The sequence below is a fragment of the Erwinia endophytica genome (assembly GCF_009295515.1).
Taxonomy (GTDB): Bacteria; Pseudomonadota; Gammaproteobacteria; order Enterobacterales; family Enterobacteriaceae; genus Erwinia; species Erwinia endophytica.
The window spans coordinates 38135-60626 of the sequence record NZ_RQVV01000030.1 but is presented as its reverse complement, the minus strand read 5'-3'; the positions used below and the strand labels follow the sequence as shown (position 1 = coordinate 60626).

The following is a 22492-nucleotide window of genomic DNA, read 5'->3' as shown; positions in this document are numbered from 1 at the left end:
GAATAGCCACTATTATTAACATTCAACTCTATTCTTAAAGGGATAGCATCATGAGTCATGTCATTAAGATTGGTCGCTATGAAATCATCGACGCAGTACTGAATGTGCATAATGTCGATACCGTCAGCATTCCGTGTCTGACCAACCCCGGATTGAGCTATCAGCTTGATGGCTGGGACCTCGAAACCAGCGTACCCGCATGGATTGACGGAAAGCCTGTCGATCTTGCTATTGGGCATTACGACAAAGAGGAAAACCACTGGGTACTGAAAAAAACGGCTTAATCCGTGTTCACCGTTTCAGTCATTACGATCCTCGTGGTCGCGGTGCTATTATTTTCTGCCACTATGCTCGAAACAACACCTTCACCATGAAAGCGACAAGACCGCTGTCCCCCGGAGCATAGGGTCACTGGGGTGAAACGGGTGCAACCTACAGGCTTGCAACGTGCAACATGACCAATATACGGTGTTATTTCATTATTATAATGTGAAAAAAGTACCGTTTTATTTACCGCTCCGCTTTCATTCTTACTATACCGATGTTAACAAACGCATTTACGGTATTTTAGGAATATCCGTATTAACTAAGCCAAATAACTTCTGCATACTGAATTCTCCAGGTAAAATAAAAACCGGTCACATTCACTCTAACTCATTCAACTTGCAGGAAAAATACTTAGCATTTTTTTTGAACAGCCTCCTGCTGGTCGATCCCAACGGGGTGTGCTGCCAGAATAGCTCAGTTTGCGGTAAGTAAGGTCGTCCGGGTCAATATTCGCGGATGTTACTCCTGAACGCGTGCTTGAACCTCGTCAGGTCATTGATCCCTCATGAAAAGAGAGCAAGCATTATGGCAAGTACTCTGGTACTGAATAACCGCCGTCGCGCATTTAGCGGCACCCGAAAAAATATTATTGCCAAAGTGGCATTAAGTCTTTCAGATTTAATTTCGATTAATCTGGCCTTATTTTTGTCCGCTGCAACGGTACAAGGTATTTGGGGTAATCTTGATATATTCATCCCCCCCCAGGAAGTTAAGGTCCGTTTTGTCGCCCAATTTGTGATGTCAGTGGTCTGTACCGCCTGGTTCTGGATGCGACTGCGTCATTATACCTACCGCAAGCCCTTTTGGTTTGAATTGAAAGAGATAATAAAAACTCTGGTGATTTTTTCCCTCCTGGATTTGGCGCTGATCGCTTTCTCCCGGTGGGACTTCTCCCGTATGCTGTGGAGCTTCACCTGGGTTTACGCTCTGATCCTCGTGCCGCTGCTGCGCTCCAGCGTCAAACATGCCATTTTGAAGGCGGGTCAGTGGCAGAAGCACACCATTATTATCGGTTCCGGCAAGAATGCCCGCGAAGCCTATGCCGCATTACAAAGCGAGGAGATCCTCGGCTATGAAGTGAAAGCATTTGTTGCCTCCAATGGCCATAACGACGTTGAAAACATGAACGGCGTACCGATAATTACCGCAAAAGACATTGTCTGGGACATGGTCGACCTGGAAAATACCCAGTTTATCGTCGCCATGGAGTATGAACAGCAGGCACAGCGCGACGAATGGTTGAAGTTACTGTCCCAAAAAAAATGTCGCTCCGTCTCCGTCGTGCCAACCTTGCGTGGTGTGCCGCTTTACGGTACTGACATGTCATTTATTTTCAGTCATGAAGTAATGATCCTGCGCGTCAGCAACAATCTGGCAAAACGCTCTTCCCGCTTTCTGAAACGCGTCTTCGATCTCGTGGTCGCTTCACTGTTGCTACTGCTCCTTGCCCCAGCCTTTGGACTGATTTGCTGGCTGGTTGGCCGCGATGGCGGCAATAAAATTTATGGCCATGAACGTGTGGGACGTGATGGCAAAAAATTCAAATGTCTTAAGTTCCGTTCAATGGTCACTAACTCGAAAGAAGTGCTGGAAGCGTTGTTAGCCAGCAATGAAGAAGCACGTGCCGAGTGGAATAAGGACTTTAAGCTGAAGAATGATCCGCGCGTCACCAAAATCGGTACCTTCCTGCGTAAAACCAGTCTGGATGAGCTGCCACAACTGTGGAATGTTATCCGCGGTGAGATGAGCCTGGTCGGGCCCCGCCCGGTTATTGAAGCCGAACTGGAACGTTATGCCGGTGATGTCGATTACTATCTGATGGCCAAACCGGGAATGACCGGCTTATGGCAAGTCAGCGGTCGTAATGACATTGATTATGATACCCGGGTGTACTTTGATTCCTGGTATGTAAAAAACTGGGCGCTGTGGACGGATATTGCCATTCTGTTTAAAACAGCGGGTGTCGTGCTGCGTCGAGATGGCGCTTACTGACCACCAAAGAGCAGGAGCCATGCCTGCTATCACGGGCATGCCCCTCATCACCGGCACAACAATATATTCCCCTTTTCTTTTCTCCCTCGAATCACTACCCTGTGCGACTGGCTTTTTATTGGATGTCATTTCGCACAATGCAAAAATTCACCTTACTTCTTCTCAGCCTGGTGCTGCTGGCGCCGCTGGGTATCGATCTGTATCTGCCTACCCTACCTGAGATAGCGGTGGGGCTGAACACACCAATCAGTAAGATCCAAACCACCATCCCGATATTTCTGCTGGTGATGGGGATCGGCCAGTTGGTTGCCGGCCCTCTGGTTGATAATCTTGGTAGAAAACCGATGGCGCTGGCCGGCCTGCTGTTGTACCTGTTGGGGAGTATTCTGGCGGCTACCGCCACTGGCTGGCTTCCATTCCTCGCCGCCCGAGTGGTGCAAGGCTGTGCCGTATGCTGCACGGCTGTCGTGGCCTTCAGCGGTGTTCGTGATCGTCTGGATGGCGATGAAGCCGCCCGTGCATACGGTTTTCTTAATGGCGCACTTAATATCGTTCCTGCCCTGGCGCCGATGCTCGGTGGTTTTCTGGCTGAGGTTTTTGGCTGGCGAGCCCCGTTCTGGTTCCTGACCGGTTATGCGCTGGTGATTGGCATACTGGTTGTCTGTTTCCTGCCTGAAACCCGTCCAACGGGAACTGTCGCGGTGAAAAGTATCCCTCTGCGCCAGTACGGAGCAATCCTGCGCCAACCGAGTTTTCTTGCTTTTGCCTGTGCCAATGCCGGCGCAATGGGGATGGTGCTGACCTATGTCTCCCTTGCGCCGCATGTGCTAATGAATGAAGGCAAGTTGAATGCACTACAATTCTCCATTGCCTTTGGTGTCAACGGATTCTGGATCATGCTGGTCAGCATGCTGGTGAACAAAATGATCCGCAAGCTGGGACGTCCAATTTGCCTGGCGATCGGCAGTCTGGCCATGGCGCTGGGCGCACTGACGCTGGCGGGCGGAATGATGGTGATGCCAACCGCATGGCAAAACAGCTGGCCGCTGTATATGATCCCGGTGGCGATCGCCGTAGCCGGACTGGCCTTCACCGTCGGACCCGCCACCAGCTACGCGCTGGCCCCCTATAAGCAACAGGCAGGCGTCGCATCAGCACTGAATGGTTTTATTCAGATGGCCGGGGGATCCTCGGCGGGCTTGCTGATGATGGCGCTACCACTGGCGGAAAAGTCCGCATTGGCCCTGATGATGGTGGTCGGTGCCATCCTGACTGGACTGGCGTGGGCGTACAGTAGAAAAGTGCGCGGCACACTGACCGCGCTTAACACTTAACGTAACTGAACCGGTACTCGTGGCGCTAAAGCGCACATTAGTTCATAGCCCACAGTACCCGCGGCACTGGCCACCTCGTCAATTTTAACGTTATTACCCCACAGCTCAACCTGGCTGCCGATGCCCGCTTGCGGGCACGGTGTCAGATCTACCGTGATCATATCCATTGAAATGGCACCGACCGTCTGTGTCTTAACCCCATCAACCCAAACGGGGGTCCCTGTTGGAGCATGTCGCGGGTAACCATCGGCATAGCCGCAGGCCACCACGCCAATACGCTGCTCACCTGTTGCGCGATAACGTGCGCCGTAACCCACACCGTCCCCCGTCTTCAACCCCTGCACGGCGATTATCGCACTGTTTAATGTCATTGCAGGTTGCAATCCACAACGGGCAATATCCTGCCAGTTGCCACTGGGTGAAGCACCGTAAAGGATGATACCCGGACGTACCCAGTCATAATGCGTTTCGCGGTGCCACAAGGTCGCCGCTGAATTTGCCAGTGAACGAGGGCAATCCAACCCTTGTGCCGCATCAGCAATACGCTTCATCGGCCCCGCGATCCCTTCCGTGGTCTCACCTTCGGCAAAATGGGCCATCAACGTCATTTCACCGACATTATCCAGACTACGCAACTTATGCCATGCCTGATTGACCTGCTCAGGCTGGAAGCCCAGACGGTTCATACCACTGTTGATCTTCAGATAAACATCCAGCGGCGCAGCAAGCTTCGCCTTTGCCAGCGCCTGGATCTGCCAATTGCTGTGCACACTGGTGGTCAGGCGATAACGGTCAAGAATTTCCAACTCATCGGCGTGGAAAAACCCTTCCAGCAACAGGATGGGTTTTTCCCAACCATGCTCACGCAGCAAAATGGCCTCTGCAAGATTCAGCAAAGCAAAACCATCGGTATCCGTCAAACTCTGCCAGACGCGGTCAATACCGTGCCCGTAGGCATTGGCTTTGACCACCGACCATATGCGGGAATGAGGCGCAGCCTGGCGGGCTATCGCCAGGTTATGTCGCAACGCGCTGGTGTCGATAGTTGCGACAATTGGACGAGACATAACTTCTCCTGGTTCTCAATACGTTAAGACGGGCGGGCACCATGCAGCATCTGGCCGGATAACGGATAAAATCCAGGCAGATAACGCATCACTGACAAATCATCGGCAGCAATAGCCGGGGTCCGTCCAGAGATAATATCAGCAATCAACTGACCCGAGCCGCAGGCCATGGTCCAGCCAAGTGTTCCGTGTCCCGTGTTCAAATAAAGGTTCTTCAACGGTGTGCGGCCAACGATGGGTGTACCGTCCGGCGTCATGGGCCGTAATCCGGTCCAGAAGGTGGCCTGTTCAATATGCCCTCCCTGAGGATACAGATCGCTGACCACCCTCTCCAACGTTTCGCGACGCACCGGATGCAATTTGGTGTTATAGCCAACGATTTCAGCCATGCCCCCCACCCGAATACGCTGTTCAAAGCGGGTAATCGCCACTTTATAGGTTTCATCCAATACCGTGGAAACCGGTGCAGCGTCGGCGTTTTTAATCGGGATGGTCAGGGAATAACCTTTCAATGGATAGACCGGTATTTTAACAAAGTTATTCAGCAGGTTGGTGGAGTAAGCACCACTGGCCACGACATAGGCATCCGCTTTAACGATTTCCGTTCCACACTTCACGCCGCTAATCTGATTGTTTTCCTGCAACAGCGTATCCACCGTGGTATTGAAACGAAAAATGACGCCGGCACTCGCCGCTAATTCAGCCAACCGCTGGGTAAACAGCTGACAGTCGCCTGTTTCATCGTTTGGCAAACGTAAGCCGCCGGTAAGCTTGTGCTGAGTCCCGGCCAGTGCAGGTTCAACATTCGCCAGTTGGCTCGCTTCAAGCAGTTGATAGGGAACGCCCGCCTCTTTCAGCACGGCAATATCTTTCGTGGCGCTTTCAAACTGCTGCGGCGTTCGGAACAGTTGGAGCGTCCCCCCCTGGCGACCTTCATAAGCAATGCCGGTCTGCTGGCGCAGCGCCTTCATGCAGTCACGGCTATATTCAGCAATGCGTACCATGCGGCTCTTGTTTTGTTGGTAATGCTGCATATCGCAATTGCGCAACATCTGCCACATCCACTCCAACTGGAAAAGCGTACCATCCGGGCGAATCGCCAGCGGCGCATGCCGCTGAAACATCCACTTAATCGCTTTTAACGGTACGCCTGGCGCCGCCCAGGGGGCCGCATAACCGGGAGAAATTTGCCCGGCATTACCGGCACTGGTTTCCAGCGCCACGCCAGGCTGGCGATCAATAACCGTGACTTCATGTCCCGCCTGAACCAAATACCAGGCGCTGGCCACACCGACCACGCCACTGCCCAGAATGACAACTCGCATAACGCCCCCACCGACACCGTAAAAGTATAATGAACTGGCTAAATCCATCGTTAAGGATTAAAACACTGACCAATATCATCGACGTTACGTTGATATGGCCCCCACCTTTTTTACCTGGAAAGAGAATAAAAACAATAAGCATCCATTAATTTAGAATTAAATTCTAATCGATTACACAATTACAACAATTGAAACCAAATAACAGAAATTAAGCACTATTATCAGCAGATTGTAGCAGCTTCATATCCTTTACTTATAAACAGAATATAATTTCATATTTTATCATTTAAACAGCGATTGGTGCTGTTAAAGGGGTATTTTTATTCAGTGACTGTATTTTCTACCGAAAATTTCAATGGTCTCCCTCTGAGGGAAAGACCTGATGGCAGTATGACATTGCGCGACGATGGCAGGCATCGCACAAAACGACGCATTCATCGTCACGGCAACTTACTGCCCCAGCGACTGAATAAGGTTTACGACCTTTCGCCCTGTTTGCCTCTATTTTCAACGGCCCGCCCCCCCCGTACGTCGGTATCACACCAGCAAAAGGTTCAGGCAAACAATCGCTAACGGCCCTCAGTGCAGAAACCTGAAGCAGCCACAGTCATCTGTTCTGGCTTGCCAGGGCAATTCGATGCGGTTGGCTCCAAAGAAAAAAGATGATATGAAGAAAGCAATGCTCGTCATTACGACATTTATACAGGAGAACACTTTAAGCAGATTATCCGCGTTCTGGCCGAATGGTTTAACGCGTACCTGTAATTTCCAAACCGATGATGGGTCCGTCAGGGTGAACTATCATTAAAGTGTTGGCTTTAATTCCAGGTCTGCCTGAACAATCGCTTTGTCCCGGCAGACCCACAAAAAACGGATGTTTGGTCGCTACATGCTGTAACGTCGAAAACCGATTTTTAAAAGGGGTGCGCTATGACGACTATCTTTGATGATCCCATTACTGACAGTAAACGCCTGAGTGATGGACCTGACTGGACGTTCGATCTGCTGGATGAATACCTGGCGGAAATTGATCGCGTAGCCAGGATCTACCGGCTGGAAACGTACCCGCATCAAATCGAAGTGATCACTTCCGAACAGATGATGGACGCCTACTCCAGTGTGGGAATGCCTATCAACTACGCACACTGGTCGTTCGGCAAAAAGTTTATCGAAACGGAGCAACGCTACAAGCATGGACAGCAGGGACTGGCCTATGAAATCGTCATCAATTCCAATCCCTGTATCGCTTATCTGATGGAAGAAAACACCATTACCATGCAAGCGCTGGTGATGGCGCATGCCTGTTACGGGCATAATTCCTTCTTCAAAAACAATTATCTGTTCCGCAGTTGGACTGACGCCAGTTCGATTGTCGACTACCTGATTTTCGCCCGTAACTATATAACCCGTTGCGAAGAGCGTTATGGCGTCGAAGAAGTCGAAAGATTGCTGGATTCCTGCCATGCGCTAATGAACTACGGCGTGGACCGCTATAAACGACCGCAGAAAATTTCGCTGGAAGAAGAGAAAGCTCGCCAGCAGAGCCGCGAAGAGTATCTGCAGAGTCAGGTGAATATGCTGTGGCGTACGCTGCCTCGTCGCGAAAAAGAGTCATCTATGGCTCCGACCACCCGCTATCCTTCCGAGCCGCAAGAAAATCTGCTCTACTTTATGGAGAAAAATGCCCCTCTGCTGGAGCCCTGGCAACGTGAAATTTTGCGCATCGTGCGTAAAGTCAGCCAGTATTTCTATCCGCAAAAACAGACCCAAGTCATGAATGAGGGCTGGGCGACATTCTGGCACTATACCATCCTCAACCATCTGTATGACGAAGGGAAAGTGACTGAGCGCTTTATGCTGGAGTTTCTGCACAGTCATACCAATGTGGTGTACCAACCGCCGTACAACAGTCAGTGGTATAACGGTATTAATCCGTATGCCCTGGGTTTTGCCATGTTCCAGGACATCAAGCGTATCTGTCAGGAGCCCACGGAAGAAGATCGTCAGTGGTTCCCTGACATCGCCGGTAGCGACTGGCTTGAGACGCTGCATTTCGCCATGCGCGAGTTTAAGGACGAAAGCTTTATCAGCCAGTTCCTGTCACCCAAAGTCATGCGTGACTTCCGCCTGTTTACCGTCATGGACGATGAGCGCAATAACTTCCTGGAAATTGCGGCAATCCATGACGAAACGGGTTATCGCGCCATTCGCCAGCAATTATCAGCACAGTACAATCTGAGCAATCTGGAGCCCAATATTCAGGTCTATGATGTCGACTTGCGTGGCGATCGCTCTCTGACGCTGCGCTATGTGCCGCACAATCGCACACCGCTGGATAAGAGCCGTCGTGAAGTGCTGAAACATGTACATCGCCTGTGGGGTTTTGATGTGCATCTTGAGCAACAGAACGATGACGGCAACATCGAAATTCTTGACCGCTGCCCACCTCATCCATCCTTATTGTAAATCGCCCGTGATAAAAAAGCCGGGGGTCATCTGCCTCCGGCTTTTGGTTTTATTCGCTTAGCGTCGTGGTGGTGGCAAATCCGTGGGCATACTCTTCTGCATGCCATGCCAGAGCTCTCCGCTACAACGCCCGTAATCACGCACCGTATCGACAATTTTATCGAACTGCTCGTTCTGACAAATAGTGAGCAGCTGCTGGTAAAATTCACGCGCCAGTTTGCGGGCCTGAGGATTAGAGAAATAATGGCGTCCGACACGGGTATACAGCCCTTTCAACCCGTTGAATATCAGCCCATAAATGGGGTTACCTGACGCAAAAGCCAGCCCGCGGAAAATGCTGTAGTCCAGATCAGTGTAGGCTTCGGCTTGATCTTCCACCTGCTGTGCGGTCACCAGCACTTCTTTCGCTTTGTCCGGGTAAGTACGAATTGCCCGACGGATAAAAATAGATGAGATGTTAGTACGCACAGACAGCAGATTATCAATCAGTTGTGGAACACTGTCGTGATCAAGACGCGCCAGCGTTTCCAGAAGACTCAGACCCGATGTTTCCCAAATATTATTGACGCGTGTCGGCTTACCATGCTGAATGGTCAGCCAGCCGTCACGAGCCAGTCGCTGTAATACTTCACGTAATGTGGTTCTGGTGACGCCAATCAGTTCTGAAAGCTCGCGCTCTGCAGGCAGAATCGAACCTGCTGGAAAACGGCTGTTCCAGATGCTTTCAATAATATACTCTTCAGCAAAACCTGCGGGGCTCTGAGCCTTAATGACCATAGCGTATTGTTTCCGTTGCGTTCAGGACGGCAAAAATTCAGCTCATCATACCAGATGCCCCTGGCATCACATAGACTGCTCAGAGGGGAAACACACAATCATCCTGCAAATTTCCCAAAAATCATGGTCTGTTGTTCTTTCACTGCTCCACCCGCGATTTTACCCCTCCCAACCGTGATTGAAGGCAATATCATGCTATTACCGATGCGTTAGCGATATGGGCGCCGGTGCTGTTTGATCTCACTTTTCGGTCGGGGGATTGTGTCGTCAACCGGGATATTTTAAACCGATGACCTGGCCGTTTGCCCTAAGTCATTTTTAATCTTAATTTTTTGACTATCTGGCTGGCACGGTGACACTTTTAGTTTACACTGCCGATTCAACGCCTATTACATGGATTGACTATGTTGCGATATTTAAATAGCTGTTCCCGAGGTCGCGGAGCCTGGCTGTTAATGGCTTTGACTGCGTTTGTGCTAGAGATGGTTGCACTGTATTTTCAACACGTGATGCTACTGAAACCCTGCGTGATGTGTATCTATGAACGTTGTGCGTTATTTGGCATTCTGGCCGCAGGTCTGGTCGGTGCCATCGCCCCAAAAACCCCATTGCGCTGGGTGGCAATTGTTATCTGGCTATACAGTGCCTGGGAAGGGTTACGCCTGTCCTGGGAGCACACCATGATCCAACTGCACCCTAACCCATTTGTCACCTGTGATTTTGCCGCACGTTTCCCTGCCTGGCTGCCACTGGACAAATGGTTTCCGGCGATATTTGTGGCCACCGGTGACTGCGCGGAAAAACAATGGTCGCTGTTCACGTTGAGTATGCCGCAGTGGTTGATCGTAATTTTTGCCGTTTTTCTGATCATTGGCGCACTGGTGTTAATTTCTCAGCCCTTCAAAGCCAAAAAACGTGATCTGTTTTCCCGCTAACATGGGAAGAACGACGTTATAGAGGCTATGCTGAAAATACACATGTACCCTGACATGATGGGAACAATATGAAGAATATTGCTTTTGTACTGGCTCTTGTGTTTTCATCCGCCGCACTTTCAGGCTGTGTCAACAATAATGATGATCTGCACAGCCCACCACCGGCCCCACCGGGTGGACATTTGCCGCCTGGCGCGCCAGGAACCAGTAACCCGGTCGGCCAGCCCCAAGTGGACGACTGACCCTAAAAAAACCGCCGTTCAGGCGGTTTTTTCGTTGTCTCCGCCTGTGACCGTCACCTTTGATTCCGCCAACGAGCTAACAGTGGGGACGATTAATAATATGATCTTCCCAATCGAGCACTTCGCTTTCCCGTACCGCGATATGCCTGACTGAAATACGCTCAGCGTGCATCGCCGTCTTTGAACCGGTCCGCAACGGATGCCATCCTGGCAAATTTTTACCTTCAGCCAGCAGGCGATAGGCGCAGCTCGGCGGGAGCCAGGAAAATGTGGGCAGATTTTCGCGCGTTAACTTGATGCAGTCCTCTTCATATTCAAAGCGACGCTCATAGTTACGGCACTGGCACGTTTTGATATTGAGCTGATTACAGGCCACATTGGTGAAATAGATTTCATCGGTGTCGGCGTCCTGTAATTTATTAAGGCAGCACTGGCCACAGCCATCACACAAGGATTCCCATTCCTCATCACTCATTTGTTCCAGCGTTTTCCGCTGCCAGAAAGGGGTATCAGTCATGTTGGCGTTCCATTTGAGTAAAAAAGCCCGCACCTTATAAAGCGTTCGGGCTTCAGATGCAAGTCTTACAGGACGCGGGTAGCAACGCCACGGCCACCCAGTGACACTTCAAGCTTATCACCAGAGACCATGGGGCCTACGCCTTCTGGCGTGCCGGTCAGAATAACATCGCCTGCCCGCAGAGTGAAAAACTGACTCATATAGGCAATCAGTGGCAGGATTTTATGGATCATATCTTGCGTATTACCCTGCTGGCGAACGTCACCATTAACAACCAGTTTCAGCTCAACGTTTTGCGGGTCGGCGTCAAATTCGCTGACCGGAATAAAACCAGAAATCGGGCAGGCGTTATCAAACCCTTTGGCTTTTTCCCATGGCTGCCCCGCTTTCTTACAGGCGGCCTGCACGTCACGTAATGTCAGGTCCAGTGCGACGCCATATCCAGCAATGGCTTTAGCAACGTGCTCTTCTGTCGCGTGCTTCAGTGTGGAACCGATCAATACTGCCAGTTCTACTTCATGATGAACCGCCCCCAGGTCTTTCGGGATCGACAGCGGCTGACGGATATCGCAGAGCGCCGTCTCCGGCTTGATAAATAATACCGGCTCACCCGGCGTCACGCTGCCCATTTCTTTAATGTGATTCGCGTAGTTGCTGCCGACACAAACGACTTTGCTTACCGGATAATCCAGCAACGCGCCCTGCCAGTTATGATGCTGATACATATTGTTCCCTTTCCTGTGTTGAGAGTAGATGGCCCCTGGCCATCCTTCCGTTATGGTTAATTGAGCAATAACCAAAATAATTCAAACTGCAGGAAGGCAGCAAGTAAAGTAGTCCCGATGTTCTTGCACCGATGAGTGCTCCGGACGACTGGAGGCAGCCACCGTACCTGCCACTTGAAGTATGACGGATATATTCACTGTCGGCCATCATCCCAATGCTGATGGCGAAATACCTGCTCAATTCCGGGCAATTAAGACTCATGCAGACTGTGACTGGGGTGCCCTGCTGTTTAAGATTAGCTGAAAATGCCCTCAAGGCACGACATGATACCGCCAGCAGGGTTTTCGCTGACTGAAAAAAGTCCCGCCGCAGAGACCGGCTAACAGTCTGATTTGACAAAGGACCGAGAGAAACGCGCCCGACGGCTTTTTGCCAGCACATCACGACGAGAATCAGTGCTCCAATAACAGAGTCTGGGAAGGCCCGCCTGATGCGGGCATCTTTTTTACGCTGAGCCTCGATAACAATTAAAATCAACTGACGAAGCCCAAAGTGGAGATATATTTTACAGATGAATCCTAATTAATTCTTTTTATCTTTTTCCCGATGGCCCTTAAGCAGACTTTCCAGCGGAGGAGGAATCTGTAAATAATAGCCCTGCTCGACAAGCGCGGCTTTCACTTTTTCCTGGTCAGCATTGGCAAGGCGTTTAGTGCCATCAAGATGCAGCATCATTGCCAACTGAGGTTTACCGAATCCCTGTAACAGGTCAGCGGGTACGCGTGAAAAATCGTCTTTTTTTTCAACATAGAGATAAGTCTGGTCACGTTTGGGACTTCTGTAGATCGCACAAAACATATTTTTACTCGAATTAACCTGGATGGTGACTTGCCTGAATATAGCTGTAACTATAACATGCTTGCAGAACTTCGGAATATTGTCCCATCGTCAGAAAATGGTCGTCAGATTGGCCTAATTTAGCGGGGGATATAAAATAACAGGACTGAGCGCGACAGATGTCACAAACGCCAATTGAGTTAAAGGGCAGCAGCTTTACTCTGTCTGTTGTTCATTTACACCATAGTGATCCGGATGTGGTTCGCCAGGCGCTACAGGATAAAGTCAACCAGGCCCCGGCTTTCCTGAAAAATGCCCCCGTGGTGTTGAACGTCTCCTCTCTAAGCAGAGAGGTCAACTGGCGTCAGATGCAGCAAGCCATTGCTTCAGTCGGACTGCATATCGTTGGCGTCAGCGGTTGTAAAGATGCCGCGTTGAAACGCATCGTGGGTCAGGCTGGCCTGCCGCTGCTTTCAGAAGGCAAGGAACAGAAAAAAACCGTTGACGTCGCCGAGCCCGTCAAACCGGTTGTCCCTCCTGTGGTTAAAACGCGGGTAATTGATACGCCTGTCCGTTCCGGTCAGCAGATTTATGCTAAAAACAGCGATTTGATCGTAACCAGCAGTATCAGCGCCGGTGCCGAACTGATTGCCGATGGCAATATCCATATTTACGGTATGATGCGTGGCCGTGCCCTGGCAGGTGCCAGCGGTGACCACGACTGCCAGATTTTTTGCACCAACTTATCCGCAGAGTTGGTTTCTATCGCCGGTGAATACTGGATCATGGACCAAATCCCGGCTGACTTTTTTGGAAAAGCGTCTCGTCTTTGCTTGAAAGACGGCGCCCTGACGATACAGACACTGAACTGAGCCAGGCTCACGAGCCCTTTCTTTTCTTAAGGAAATTATTTTATGGCACGCATTATTGTTGTTACTTCGGGTAAAGGGGGCGTTGGCAAAACTACGTCCAGCGCGGCCATCGCGACCGGTTTAGCCCAGAAAGGTAAAAAAACCGTAGTGATTGATTTCGATATCGGTCTGCGTAATCTCGATTTGATCATGGGCTGTGAGCGCCGCGTGGTATATGACTTCGTCAACGTTATTCAGGGTGATGCCACGCTGAACCAGGCATTAATCAAAGATAAGCGGACTGAAAGCCTTTTCATTCTGCCCGCGTCACAGACACGCGATAAAGATGCGCTGACGCGTGATGGCGTGGAGAAGGTACTCAATGAACTCGACGCGATGGATTTTGACTTTATCGTCTGTGACTCTCCAGCGGGTATCGAAACCGGCGCGCTGATGGCACTGTATTTCGCGGATGAAGCGATAATCACCACCAATCCTGAAGTCTCTTCTGTACGTGACTCTGACCGTATCCTCGGCATCCTGTCTTCCAAATCCCGCCGTGCGGAAAATGGTCAGGAGCCGATCAAAGAACATCTTCTGCTGACCCGCTACAATCCAGGTCGCGTCAATCGTGGCGATATGCTCAGCATGGAAGATGTGCTGGAAATCCTGCGTATACCACTGGCTGGGGTTATTCCAGAAGATCAATCAGTTCTGCGGGCCTCTAACCAGGGCGAGCCCGTGATTCTGGACACCGAATCAGACGCAGGCAAAGCCTATGCTGATACCGTTGACCGTCTTCTTGGTGAAGAACGTCCCTTCCGCTTCATTGAAGAAGAGAAGAAGGGTTTCCTGAAACGCCTGTTTGGGGGATAAACCATGGCCTTACTTGATTTCTTTTTATCCCGTAAAAAGAATACAGCCAATATCGCCAAGGAACGGCTGCAGATTATCGTGGCTGAACGCAGGAGGGGCGATAGTGAGCCCCATTATCTGCCACAATTGAAAAAGGATATTTTGGAAGTCATCTGCAAATATGTGAAGATCGATCCAGAGATGCTTAGCGTGAAGCTTGATCAGAAGGATGATGACATTTCGATTCTGGAACTGAACGTGACACTTCCAGAAACGGAAGACGTGCCGAAATGATCGACACCTTCTGCTGATTTTCCCCTGCTTATGAGCGGGGGAACGTTACGTTGTCACCTCATGCTTGCAGGAGCGGTGTAATCCCCTCTTTGAGTAGTTCGCCACGCCATCCATCCAACAGTTCCGGTGTTCTGTCGCTCGGTTTCAATCGCCAGTGCCAGTTAAGCAACTGGTTAATCTGCCGACGTGAGGCCAGTAACTCCTGGCTAATGCCATTTTTCTCTGCAACCTCCGCCATTAATGCTTTCAATGCTTTGAACATTGACTTATAGCCAGGATAGTCGACCAGATTCGTTACCGGTGGCGGCAGTTCGCTTTCATCCAGCATATTTGCGTTGGCCACCATCGCCACCAATGCTTTGCCATGGACGCGGATTTCCTGTCCTGCCAGCCCAAGGTTACCCAGCTCACTTAGCGAACTCGGCAAAAAGCGCGCCACTTTCCACAAGTTTTCCTCACGGATCACGAAGTTAACCGCCATATTCTTTTCACGAGCCAGCTCAAGGCGCCAGGCTGCCAGCAGACGCAGTGCCGCCAATTGACGCGGACGCAGTTGCCAGGCATTGGTAATATCGCGCCAGGCTTCTTGCGGATCCACCACGATTTGCCGACGCTGACACAACAATTCGCATTCGTTCAGGGCGGCGTCAATCTTGTCGGAAGACGCGGCCTCAGCCATCAGTTTGTGGGCAATCGGCAACAGGTAGTAAACATCCGCCGCTGCATACTGGCACTGTTTTTCAGTCAGCGGGCGCGCCAGCCAGTCGGTACGCGATTCGCTTTTATCCAATAGAATCCCAGTGAATGATTCAACCAATGTCGCAAACCCACAGGAAAGCGGACGCCCGGTGAAAGCGGCAAGGATCTGCGTGTCGATCATCGGCGTCGGCAGCATCCCGTATTCATGCAGGAACACTTCGAGGTCTTCACTGCCGGCATGCAAGAATTTGATGACGTGGCTATCATTCAGCAAGTCGCAAAACGGACGCCATTCGGTGATGGTCAAGGGATCAATCAGCGAGATATTCTCACCATCATAAAGCTGGATCAGACCAAGACCAGGGTAGTACGTCCGGGTACGGACAAATTCGGTATCCAGCGCCACTGCGGGTACCTGACGGGCAGCCTGACAACATACAGCCAGCGCCTCGTTGGTGGTTATTATGGTGTAATTCAAAATGGTCCTCTCGCTGCGACGTCTCGCGCCTCAGTGTGATTCAGTAAAAATCCCGCCTTCACAGAAGGCGGCTTTGATTATCCCCTGTGGGGCGGACTAACAGCCTTAAAAAATAATTCTTTGCCTGGTTTGTCATTTTTAAAACCAAAACAATCAGGCCAAAAGCCAAAAACTGTCGCACAGGACGCCGTTTTTCGTTGGCAATAAAAACGCCGGCATAACCGGCGTCAGACTGCGACAAAGCCTAAAAGTGACCAGTACTATCTTACATCATTAGCAACAGGAAGATGTTCCGTTGGATTTAGCCGCCTTGATCACCTCATCCCGCAGTTCACGCCGCAGAATTTTACCAACATTACTTTTTGGCAAGCTATCCCGAAATTCAACAATTTTAGGAACCTTATACCCTGTCAGGTATTTCTTACAATGGGCAATCAGCTCTTCCCGGGTCAGTGAATCATCTTTTGTTACAACACAGACCTTCACTGTCTCTCCCGACACCTCGCCCGGTACTCCAATAGCGGCAGCTTCACGCACTTTCGGGTGCTGCATCAACACCTCTTCAATCTCGTTCGGATAAACATTAAATCCGGAGACCAGGATCATATCTTTTTTGCGGTCAACAAGACGAATGAAACCCTGATGATCAACGGTAACAATATCACCGCTGTGAAGCCATCCATTTTTCAGCACTTCATCCGTAGCATCAGGGCGTTGCCAGTAACCCAGCATCACCTGCGGCCCCTTAATACACAGTTCACCGGGTTCGCCCTCTGCCACTTCATCGCCCTGTTCGTTGACCAGCTTGATTTCCGTAGACGGCACAGGCAGACCGATGCTGCCGCTGTGATAACGGATATCATGAGGATTGACTGAGACTAACGGCGAACATTCTGTCAGGCCGTAACCTTCCAACAGATAGTGGCCTGTCAGCTTTTCCCAGCGTTCGGCAACGGCTTGCTGCACCGCCATACCCCCACCGGCCGACAGGCTGAGACTGGAAAAATCCAGTTGCTGGAAACCTTTATCATTCACTAACGCATTAAACAGCGTATTGACCCCGGTAATTGCCGTAAAACGGATCTTTGACAACGACTTCACTAATCCCGGGATATCGCGGGGATTGGTGATTAACAGATTTGCCCCGCCCAGGTCGATAAACAGCAGACAGTTCACCGTTAACGCAAAAATGTGGTACAGCGGCAACGCGGTGACTACCGTCTCTTTCCCCTCCTTCAGCAAAGAACCATAAGTCGCCCGGGTTTGTTCCAGATTAGCCTGCATATTACGGTGCGTCAGCATCGCACCTTTCGACACCCCTGTTGTGCCGCCGGTATATTGCAGGAAGGCCAGATCATCATTCACCGTCTTCGGACGCACATACTGCATGCTCGCCCCCTTATCCAACGCGTGACGAAAAGAGATGGCATGCGGTAGATGATATGTGGGCACCAGTCGCTTGATGTATTTCACCACAAAATTGACCAGTGACGCTTTTACTGGAGAGAGCTGATCGCCCAGACGAGTCAGGATAACGTGTTTGACCTGGGTTTTTTCGACGACTTTTTCCAGGGTATGGGCAAAATTCGATACGATGACAATCGCGCGAGCGCCGCTATCGTTCAACTGATATTCCAGCTCGCGCGGCGTATAAAGCGGGTTAACATTCACTACGATCATGCCCGCCCGCAGGATGCCAAACAGCGATATTGGGTATTGCAGCAGGTTAGGCATCATCAGTGCGACCCGGTCGCCTTTTTTTAGCCCCAACCCTTCTTGCAGATAAGCGGCGAAGGCACGACTGCGCGCGTCCAGATCGCGAAAAGTTATCGTCTGCCCCATATTGATAAAAGCCGTCTGGTCGGCGTAACGTCTCACTGCCTGCTCGAACAGATCGATAAGGGACGTGTAACGGTCGGCACTGATTTCTGCCGGTACGTCAGCCGGGTAGCGGTTTAACCAAACCTTATTCAAGGAAACTCCTCGGAATTATCATTTGTTATCATCGAGATCTTGTACCAGCACATCACTTAACATTATTTTAACTCGGCGTACCAGTTAGCTCATTTCTCTATTTCGGGGTTGCGAAGCCCATCACTAAATTTACCTCATCCAGGGTCAACCAATAAAAAACGACCCGGAAACTGTAGTCCAGTCACCGGGTCGTCAGAAGGAAAAAAGAATAAAAGCGGTTATTCAGTCAGGATAGTCTGAACCTGGGCCGGACCATATTGATAAAAACCATAACCCGGAGGGGGTCCCCAGTAGCCACCGCGATGACGCCCCGGAGGGGGCCCATACCATATCCATGGTCCCGCGGGCTGTGGAGGCATCACAATTTGTTGAGTGACATGCCAACGCTGATAACCGGTGACATTGACGGTGATAAAATTATAACTAGCCTGCCCGATGGTACCTTTTTCACTGCCAGTGATCGGTCCGACCACCGTCACCATTTGATTATTGAAATCGATGGGATCGACAAAACCGTGGATATCGGCATAAATACGACCAATCGATGAACTTCCCAGTATCGGCCGGGCGCTATCATCAAGACGCATGGCGGCAATCTCCAGTCGGGTCATGCCATTTTTATTAATAACTTTCAATACCTTGCCGCCAAAGCGAGACTCCTGACCGACATAAAGCTGAGGCGCGTTTAATACCCGTACCAAATCTTGCTGTGGCGTTGGCGATGTACCCCGTACGGACTCCGGCACGCTGGCGCAGCCGGTAAGCAAAACCGCGCTCAACACGAAACATCCTAACTGCAACAAAATACGTTTACACATAAAACTCTCCCTGGTCCTGCCAGCCTGGACTCCACTACCAACAAGTAGTATCCCCGGTTACTCCCGTCCCGGCAATTTTTTCCATGCCACTTCATTACGCAGATAACAGGGCTCCGCGAACTCTACCGCGACCGCTCTGCCCTCCGCCAACGCGTTAACCGCCAGCGGGATCATATCTTCCGCACAAGGGAGCTCTACCGCCGTCACCTGTAACGCCAGCTCACTGGACGCCACTAACTGCGGATACGCTTTCCAGCCCGTTCCCACCAGCGCCCAGTCGCCATGCAGTTGCTCCATACGCTGCTGGACGGCCTCCGGCTTCAGTACCGCTTCTGTGTCTTCGCCCTGCCAGATGCCCCGTTCATCCCGCTGATACTCCGCCCAATAGACTTCCCCCATTCGCGCATCAATCGCCGCCAGCACACGGGTTGCCCCCGTTAATCGCCAGGCTTGTTGCGCCATGGTTTTCAGTGTTGAAATCCCCACCATGGGCAGATTGGCGCCAAGAGCCAGTCCCTGAGCAATACCAATACCAATACGCACACCGGTAAAGCTCCCGGGTCCTTGTCCGAAGGCTAATGCATCGAGATCGGTTAAGACCATTTGCCGCTGCTGGAGAATGTCCTGCACCAGCGGCAGGATGCGCTGCGTATGTTCACGTGCGCAAAGCTCAAAGTGAGCCGTAATCTGCCCATCATTCAGCAGTGCGACAGAACAGGCTTCTGTCGCCGTATCAATGGCTAAAATTCGCGTGGCCATACTTACCTCTGGCGGGAAAAATTCGGCGCGCAGCATAACACAGACTGCACGGGAAATTATGCTGGCGACTTAAGAAAATCGACCGCTTGTTGAATATCGCGAGTCCGTGGCGTGGGCGGCAAGCTGTTGAGAAATACCGCGCCATAAGGTCGCATCACCAGGCGGTTATCACAAATAACCAATACACCACGATCATCTACATCGCGGATTAAACGCCCCACTCCCTGCTTTAATGTGATAACCGCCTCCGGTAGCTGCACCTCGTCGAAGGGATCGCCGCCACGTAGCTTGCAGTCTTCCATCCTCGCTTTCAGCAATGGATCATCCGGCGAGGTGAATGGCAATTTGTCGATGATAACCAGCGACAGCACGTCACCCCGGACATCCACCCCTTCCCAGAAACTGCTGGTTGCCACCAGTAAAGCGTTACCCGCGGCAATAAACTGCTTCAATAATTGGCCCTTGCTGGTTTCCCCCTGTAGCAATACCGGCAGGGTTAGCATCGCGCGGAATTGCTCTGCCAGGCTGCGCATCATCTGATGTGAGGTACACAGAAAAAAGCAGCGCCCATTATTGGCCTCAATCAACGGCAACAGCATCTGTGCCATTAAGCGAGCGCTACCCGGCTGATTGGGCGAAGGAAGATGACGCGGCACACAGAGTAGCGCCTGCCGGGCGAAATCAAACGGGCTATCAAGGATCATCGTTTTTGCCTTGCTGACACCCAGTCGTTCGATAAAGTGGCTCATTTTCTCGTTCACCGCCAGTGTCGCCGAGGTGAAGATCCAACTGGCAGGACGTTCATTGATCACTTCACGGAAACGTTCAGAGACCGACAGCGGGGTCAGGGCCAGAACAAAATGACGAGAATGGCATTCATACCAGTAGCTGAAACCGGGCTGAGTGACCTCCTTCAGACGCGTCAGTCGGCCACGATATACTGCCGCCCGCTCGAAAGCGGCATCCAGCAGCGCAGATCGGCCGAGCGCCATTTTCGCCACGTCGTAGCACAGCTCCAGGGCATCATCAAGCAACAACATTGCCCGCTGGATAGCAGGATTATTCAGCACATCTCGCAGATTGCCGCGAAAACCAGGATCCCCTAACGCCAGGCGAAAATCCTGCGCGCTCTGCGCCAGGCGGTCAGCCGATTTTTGCAGCTGCTGCATATCTCTGATCTCGGTGCGGTAGGCAATGGTGATATCTTTGGCGAGGTCAATCAATTGCTTGCTGGAAAGCTGCTGGCCAAAATACTGGCTGGCGATATCCGGAACCTGATGAGCCTCATCGAAGATCATCACATCCGCGTCAGGGATCAACTCGGCAAAACCGCTCTCCTTCACCACCATATCAGCAAGGAACAGATGGTGATTAACCACCACCACATCGGCATCCATCGCTTTACGACGTGCTTTTACGACAAAACAATCCTGATACTGCGGACAGTCACTGCCCAGGCAGTTATCATTAGTGCTGGTGACCAACGGCCACACCGGGCTGTCCTCCGCGACACCGCCACAGGTACTGATATCGCCATCCACGGTTTCACTTGACCAACTACGCAGATGGACCAAATCACTCATCGCCTGGGCGACCAGTTCACCGCCAGCCATTGATTGTTGCTCAAGCCGTTCAAGACACAGATAATTAGAACGCCCCTTCAGCAATGCCAGTACTCCGGTGAATTTCAGCGCACGGGCTACCGTCGGTAAATCGCGGCTATACAGCTGATCCTGTAGCGCTTTGGACCCCGTAGAGACCATCACTTTTTTGCCTGAACGCAGCGCCGGAACCAGATAAGCAAAGGTTTTACCCGTACCCGTTCCGGCTTCTACGACCAGTTCACATCTGTCGGCGATTGCCTGACTGACCGCCTCGGCCATCTGCCGCTGGGCTTCTCGCGGTTTAAACCCGGGAATTGCCCGCGCCAACGCGCCATCTGCTGCAAAATCGTCTGCCACACATCCTCACTACCGGAGTAAAAAACACTGTAATTATGTCAGTATTAATAAAAGCGGTCAAAATTATTATTTTCAATTACTTACGACACATTGCAGTGCAATTTATACACAACAAAACACCACGAATGACACCACAACAATACATATCCATCAATGAGTTATCGCATCATTTCGAACGGTAAAAACTGAACCGCCCCGGAAATCCTGGAGACTGAACGCCCCAGGTGGACACGCTCCGCGATGAACACGGGGTCGGACCGGTATGCCATGAGCTGGCTGTCGTCCCGTCGACATATTACCGCTATCCGCAGCATCGCCGGCATCCGGCGAAACGCAGCCCGCGGGAACGGTGTGACAACCTTCTGAAAGCGGAGGTGATACACCGTAAGAGCTGGAAAAATCGGTCAGCGGTGGAGCTTGCCACGCTGACGTGGGTGGACGGATATAACAACAAACGGTTACTGGAACGACGGGCAGAATGGCAGCATGACTATCACTGGAAAGGTCCTCATAGCGCTCACAACGCTCAAACGCCGATGGCGCGCTACTTCGAACTTGCTGAGCAAACGCCATACTCTGATGCCGTTCACGCAAACTATCCGCCCAGTGAAGAGCATATACAGGAACAGAATTACAAGCTTGAGCTTGAACTGAGAAAATTGAAACGATGTCTATGGATCACACAATTTATAACAGCTTATGCTGGATTATTAGGAAGATCGCTTCCGCAATACTTGCATTTTACTGCCTCCTTCCTAACCGCTTCAGCACAAAGTGGACATTTTTTGTAATCACCTGATACTCCATGAATAACAGTTATTTTTTCCGCGGTGGGGGCCGAAAAAGCGATGATTAAACCAAGAACCGGCGAAATAAAAGCCACCAAGCCAGCAATCATCCCATAACCTTGAGTGATGTTAGAAATCAGCACAACAAGCCCAAAGCCAGCGCCAATTATCCCGACCAAATAAAGCAACCTGCTCCCAACTACATTACGTTTACGTGCAACAACACTAACAATGATTACCAGCGCTCCAAATAACATAAAACCGAATATTGGTTCCACATCCCTATCCCCATAGACAGTAATAAGTTGAAACATAGTATCAGAGGGAGGAAGGAAGACAATGTGAGAGTTGGTGAGGTAGATAGCAAAAACCCGCCAGGAGGCGGGTTTAAATTGGATGCTTTAGGTTAGCGAGGTAATCGTACCCGTTGCATTAATGCCCAACCCCATGACGTAATTTGAAGCAGCTAA

21 protein-coding genes are annotated in these 22492 nt (G+C 51.0%); 9 read left to right on the top strand and 12 right to left on the bottom strand.

The window, feature by feature from the left end:
* Nucleotides 1-50: 50 nt before the first annotated feature.
* The 3 genes from EH228_RS10025 to EH228_RS10015 all read left to right on the top strand — a co-directional run bounded on the left by EH228_RS10025 (nt 51) and on the right by EH228_RS10015 (nt 3653).
* The gene (locus EH228_RS10025) at nt 51-284 is read left to right on the top strand and encodes a DUF1480 family protein (protein ID WP_152321531.1); all 234 of its coding nucleotides are present in this window, start codon (nt 51-53) and stop codon (nt 282-284) included.
* Between the two features lie 568 nt (nt 285-852).
* A complete protein-coding gene (gene wbaP / locus EH228_RS10020; RefSeq protein WP_152321530.1) occupies nt 853-2319 on the top strand; it encodes an undecaprenyl-phosphate galactose phosphotransferase WbaP in 1467 nt (488 codons plus the stop codon).
* 137 nt (nt 2320-2456) lie between these two features.
* Nucleotides 2457-3653: a multidrug effflux MFS transporter gene (locus tag EH228_RS10015; RefSeq protein WP_152321529.1), complete on the top strand. Its 1197-nt coding sequence runs from the start codon at nt 2457-2459 to the stop codon at nt 3651-3653.
* Here EH228_RS10015 and dadX read toward each other — a convergent pair.
* Nucleotides 3650-4720, bottom strand: coding sequence for a catabolic alanine racemase DadX (dadX, locus tag EH228_RS10010; protein WP_152321528.1), 1071 nt, complete (start codon nt 4718-4720; stop codon nt 3650-3652). The two genes, EH228_RS10015 and dadX, sit on opposite strands and share 4 nt — an antisense overlap.
* Before the next feature lie 23 nt (nt 4721-4743).
* A complete protein-coding gene (locus EH228_RS10005; protein WP_152321527.1) occupies nt 4744-6045 on the bottom strand; it encodes a D-amino acid dehydrogenase in 1302 nt (433 codons plus the stop codon).
* Nucleotides 6046-6975: 930 nt separating this feature from the next.
* Here EH228_RS10005 and EH228_RS09995 point away from each other — a divergent pair.
* Nucleotides 6976-8511 (top strand): SpoVR family protein, encoded by a 1536-nt coding sequence (locus EH228_RS09995; protein WP_152321526.1) that lies wholly within the window; start codon nt 6976-6978, stop codon nt 8509-8511.
* A gap of 57 nt (nt 8512-8568) precedes the next feature.
* Here the strand turns inward: EH228_RS09995 and fadR are convergent, their stop codons facing one another.
* Nucleotides 8569-9288: a fatty acid metabolism transcriptional regulator FadR gene (gene fadR / locus EH228_RS09990; protein WP_152321525.1), complete on the bottom strand. Its 720-nt coding sequence runs from the start codon at nt 9286-9288 to the stop codon at nt 8569-8571.
* A gap of 404 nt (nt 9289-9692) precedes the next feature.
* On the opposite strand from fadR, the gene dsbB reads away from it, so the two are divergent.
* Both dsbB and EH228_RS20210 read left to right on the top strand, forming a co-directional pair.
* On the top strand, nt 9693-10223 hold the full coding sequence (gene dsbB / locus EH228_RS09985) for a disulfide bond formation protein DsbB (protein WP_152321524.1): 531 nt from the start codon (nt 9693-9695) through the stop codon (nt 10221-10223).
* Nucleotides 10224-10291: 68 nt separating this feature from the next.
* Nucleotides 10292-10465: a hypothetical protein gene (locus EH228_RS20210; protein ID WP_193323317.1), complete on the top strand. Its 174-nt coding sequence runs from the start codon at nt 10292-10294 to the stop codon at nt 10463-10465.
* A gap of 76 nt (nt 10466-10541) precedes the next feature.
* Here the strand turns inward: EH228_RS20210 and EH228_RS09980 are convergent, their stop codons facing one another.
* The 3 genes from EH228_RS09980 to EH228_RS09970 form a co-directional block, all read right to left on the bottom strand.
* Nucleotides 10542-10982 carry a YcgN family cysteine cluster protein gene (locus EH228_RS09980; protein ID WP_152321523.1) on the bottom strand — a complete coding sequence of 147 codons (441 nt, stop codon included), beginning with the start codon at nt 10980-10982 and terminating at the stop codon, nt 10542-10544.
* A gap of 65 nt (nt 10983-11047) precedes the next feature.
* The gene (locus EH228_RS09975; RefSeq protein ID WP_152321522.1) at nt 11048-11707 is read right to left on the bottom strand and encodes a fumarylacetoacetate hydrolase family protein; all 660 of its coding nucleotides are present in this window, start codon (nt 11705-11707) and stop codon (nt 11048-11050) included.
* A gap of 583 nt (nt 11708-12290) precedes the next feature.
* A complete protein-coding gene (locus EH228_RS09970; protein WP_152321521.1) occupies nt 12291-12566 on the bottom strand; it encodes a YcgL domain-containing protein in 276 nt (91 codons plus the stop codon).
* 158 nt (nt 12567-12724) lie between these two features.
* Between EH228_RS09970 and minC the strand changes: the two genes are divergently transcribed.
* The 3 genes from minC to minE are packed head-to-tail and all read left to right on the top strand — an operon-like array spanning nt 12725 to nt 14545.
* Nucleotides 12725-13417: a septum site-determining protein MinC gene (gene minC, locus EH228_RS09965; protein WP_152321520.1), complete on the top strand. Its 693-nt coding sequence runs from the start codon at nt 12725-12727 to the stop codon at nt 13415-13417.
* Nucleotides 13418-13459: 42 nt separating this feature from the next.
* Nucleotides 13460-14272 (top strand): septum site-determining protein MinD, encoded by an 813-nt coding sequence (gene minD, locus EH228_RS09960; RefSeq protein WP_152321519.1) that lies wholly within the window; start codon nt 13460-13462, stop codon nt 14270-14272.
* Between the two features lie 3 nt (nt 14273-14275).
* Nucleotides 14276-14545, top strand: coding sequence for a cell division topological specificity factor MinE (gene minE / locus EH228_RS09955; protein WP_152321518.1), 270 nt, complete (start codon nt 14276-14278; stop codon nt 14543-14545).
* Between the two features lie 58 nt (nt 14546-14603).
* On the opposite strand, the gene rnd is transcribed toward minE, so the two are convergent.
* The 6 genes from rnd to EH228_RS09920 all read right to left on the bottom strand — a co-directional run bounded on the left by rnd (nt 14604) and on the right by EH228_RS09920 (nt 22300).
* Nucleotides 14604-15710, bottom strand: coding sequence for a ribonuclease D (gene rnd / locus EH228_RS09950; RefSeq protein ID WP_152321538.1), 1107 nt, complete (start codon nt 15708-15710; stop codon nt 14604-14606).
* A gap of 285 nt (nt 15711-15995) precedes the next feature.
* Nucleotides 15996-17696: a long-chain-fatty-acid--CoA ligase FadD gene (gene fadD, locus EH228_RS09945; RefSeq protein WP_152321517.1), complete on the bottom strand. Its 1701-nt coding sequence runs from the start codon at nt 17694-17696 to the stop codon at nt 15996-15998.
* Between the two features lie 218 nt (nt 17697-17914).
* On the bottom strand, nt 17915-18514 hold the full coding sequence (locus EH228_RS09940) for a Slp family lipoprotein (RefSeq protein ID WP_152321516.1): 600 nt from the start codon (nt 18512-18514) through the stop codon (nt 17915-17917).
* Between the two features lie 57 nt (nt 18515-18571).
* Nucleotides 18572-19273, bottom strand: a complete 702-nt coding sequence (gene tsaB / locus EH228_RS09935; RefSeq protein ID WP_193323316.1) for a tRNA (adenosine(37)-N6)-threonylcarbamoyltransferase complex dimerization subunit type 1 TsaB — start codon at nt 19271-19273, stop codon at nt 18572-18574.
* A 56-nt stretch (nt 19274-19329) separates the two neighbouring features.
* Nucleotides 19330-21234, bottom strand: a complete 1905-nt coding sequence (locus EH228_RS09930) for a DNA repair helicase YoaA (RefSeq protein WP_152321514.1) — start codon at nt 21232-21234, stop codon at nt 19330-19332.
* A 697-nt stretch (nt 21235-21931) separates the two neighbouring features.
* Complete coding sequence (locus tag EH228_RS09920) at nt 21932-22300, bottom strand: zinc ribbon domain-containing protein (RefSeq protein ID WP_240116267.1); 369 nt, start codon at nt 22298-22300, stop codon at nt 21932-21934.
* Nucleotides 22301-22492: the final 192 nt, after the last annotated feature.